Raw genomic sequence first — 2,598 nt, 5'->3', positions numbered from 1 at the left:
GTTAGACGCAGTGCGCTAACATTTGATAACTCGGCGCTTTTTCTCTAGCGAAATGCCGACGGACGCATTGCGTCCGGTGTCACCGGATCGCTCGCCCGCCGCGCCTTTCTGGAAGCGACGCAAGGTGGCGCGCCGGGAGCGTCGCGAAGGCAAGCCGATCCGGATATTCCAGCGTGCCGGCCTCATCGAACCTTGCGCCGGCCGAGGAGTTGCATGCCGGCTTCATGGCCAAGGGAATATCGCGCGGCGGCGGATTTTGTCGCCGCGGCCTATCGCCCCGAACAGGACGAGGCCGGGCTGGAGACGATCGAGAGGGCGGCCGACCGGGTTCTCGAGGAAACCGGCATCCGCTTCCTGGACGATCCGCAGACCATCGACGTTCTCAAACAGGCCGGTGGCGTGGCGACCGGGGATGTCGTGCGCCTGGACGGGACTGAGTTGCGCCGCATCATACGCCGGCATGCGCCGGCAAGGTTCCTGCTGCGCGGCAGGAATCCGGCGCGGGACACGCCGGTCGGCGCAGGCGCACCGCCGGTCTTCGCGCCGATCTACGGCGCGCCCAATGTCGTGCTCGACAACGGGGCGAGGGAGGCGGGCAGCCGGCGGATCTACGGCGAGCTTGTCGCCGCCGCGCATGCCGCGCCGGGGCTCACCAACACCGGGCAGATGATCTGCGTCATGGAGGACGTCCCTGAAGACCGGCGTCCGTTGGAGATGCTGCTTGCGCATCTCATCCATTCCGACAAGCCATTCATGGGCAACATCGCTTCGCCGGCGGCCGCCGAAGCGGTGATCGACCTGACCGCCGCGGCGGTCGGGCGGCCGGCGTCTGCCGGCGAGTGCAACCTTCTCCACCTGATCAACGCCACGCCGCCGCTCTCCTATTGGCCGAACCCATTGAAGTGCCTGCGGGCAATCGCGCTGAAGGGCGAGGCGAGCATGGTTTCGTCCTACATGATGATGGGCGCGACGTCGCCCGTCACCGTGGCCGGCGCGCTTATCCAGGGCTATGCGGAGGTGCTTGCCGGACTTGCGCTGGCGCAGCTTTGGCGTCCGGGCGCGCCGGTGGTGATGGGCATCCTCGCCTATCCTTTCGACATGCGTCGGATGCTGCCTGGCTTCGGCGATCCAGCCTCGCAGCTCGTCCAGTTCTGCGCGGCCGAACTGGGCAGGCGGCTCGGCGTGCCTGTGCGGGGCGACGGCGCGATCACCTCGGCCAAGATCGATGACGCGCAATCCGGTGCCGAAGGGGGCAGGGTGCTCTCGGCCTCGGTGGCCTCCGGAGCGGGCTTCATCCTCCACGCATCCGGTTGGCTGGAGCAGGGCCGCACGGTGTCGTTCGAAAAATTTCGCCGCGATGCCGCTGCTCTGGCGGAACTCGGCCATGGCAGGCCCGCCGATTTGCCGGCACCCCTCGATCATGGAATCGAGGCGGAGATACGCGGCCGCCTCGCGCAATCTTGAACGGCTTATGCAAAATGGGCGCTGCCGCGCGGCGACGCCCTCCGTTCGAAGCGCGCCAAATGGCCCATCCTCAAAATTCGCAAGGCGCGGCCGGAACATTCGGCCTTCGCCGATGTTCTTGGATGCAGATGGCGCGCAGCCCCGCTCCCCCCGCGAAAAGCGCGCCATCGGACTGGGTTCCGACCCGAGCAGCCCGCCTCGGCCGTCCCTCGCCGGGGCGGGCTTCATTTTGATGATTGGAAGGATCATGCTTCACCGGGCAGCTAAGATCGCGGAGCAGGCTCATTGCGGGCAGAAGGACAAGACCGGACGGCCCTATATCGAACATCTGAGGCGCGTTGCCGACGCGGTCGAAACGCTCGACGAAAGGACCGTCGCCTATCTGCATGATGTCGTCGAGAAAGGCGAGGGTTGGAGCCTCGAGCGGCTCGAACAGGCCGGCTTCAGTTCATCCGTTGTCGCGGCCGTCGACGCGCTGACGAAACGGATGGACGAAAGCGAGCAGGGGTTCATCTGCCGCGCCGCCTCGAACGCGCTCGCCAGGTCGGTCAAGGAAGCTGACCTGAAGGATAATCTATGGCAGGCACATCAGGCAGGGCTTTCTCCAGCCAGATATGAAACCGGCCTCGTGGTGCTCCATGGATTGAACGCCAGCGCCTAGAGCAATTCCAGGAAAAGTGCGAAGCAGTTTTCCGTCCGGAATCGCGTAAGAACAAAGGGATAGAGCGGTTCGCCGTTTCCGTGAAACGGTGGAACGCACCAAGCCCTGTCGAGGCCGATGTAACGAGTATTATTTCGGAATCCCTTGCGAATATCCGAATTAAGCGCTATCTATCGACAATCGATCTTGTTGAACGAACGTTGTTTCCGCGCCAACGCGCCCGACGATATTCCCTCTCAATTTCGAAGAATACGGCGTTTGGTCAGGTTACCAAGCGACGATAATTTACGTCGATTTGAAAGGAAATCGCAATGAGCTCTGGGACCGTGAAGTTTTTCAATGCCACCAAGGGCTTCGGCTTTATCGAGCAGGGCGGCGGCCAGCCCGACGTGTTCGTGCATATCTCGGCCGTGGAGCGCGCTGGACTGCGCTCGCTGGTCGAGGGCCAGAAGGTCAGCTTCGACATCGTGAAA

The 2,598-nt window shown here is 63.7% G+C and carries 3 protein-coding genes; all 3 read left to right on the top strand.

Going from position 1 to position 2,598, the window contains the following annotated elements; genetic code table 11:
* The first annotated feature begins 213 nt into the window (after positions 1-213).
* Complete coding sequence (locus EOD07_RS30175) at positions 214-1,464, top strand: trimethylamine methyltransferase family protein (RefSeq protein ID WP_127237915.1); 1,251 nt, start codon at positions 214-216, stop codon at positions 1,462-1,464.
* 247 nt (positions 1,465-1,711) lie between these two features.
* Complete coding sequence (locus tag EOD07_RS30170) at positions 1,712-2,125, top strand: HD domain-containing protein (RefSeq protein WP_082369941.1); 414 nt, start codon at positions 1,712-1,714, stop codon at positions 2,123-2,125.
* 311 nt (positions 2,126-2,436) lie between these two features.
* Positions 2,437-2,598 (top strand): cold-shock protein (locus EOD07_RS30165; protein WP_164772680.1); only part of this gene is annotated, 162 nt, incomplete at its 3' end.

Source organism: Mesorhizobium sp. M2C.T.Ca.TU.002.02.1.1 (assembly GCF_003997225.1).
Note: the sequence above shows the minus strand (reverse complement) of the source record. Positions and strands in the feature narration are given on the sequence as shown.

Bases quoted from the DNA above. Each gene is read 5' to 3' on its own strand.
- EOD07_RS30175 (WP_127237915.1), top strand. From the start codon at position 214: ATGCCGGCTTCATGGCCAAGGGAATATCGCGCGGCGGCGGATTTTGTC.
- EOD07_RS30170 (WP_082369941.1), top strand. From the start codon at position 1,712: ATGCTTCACCGGGCAGCTAAGATCGCGGAGCAGGCTCATTGCGGGCAG.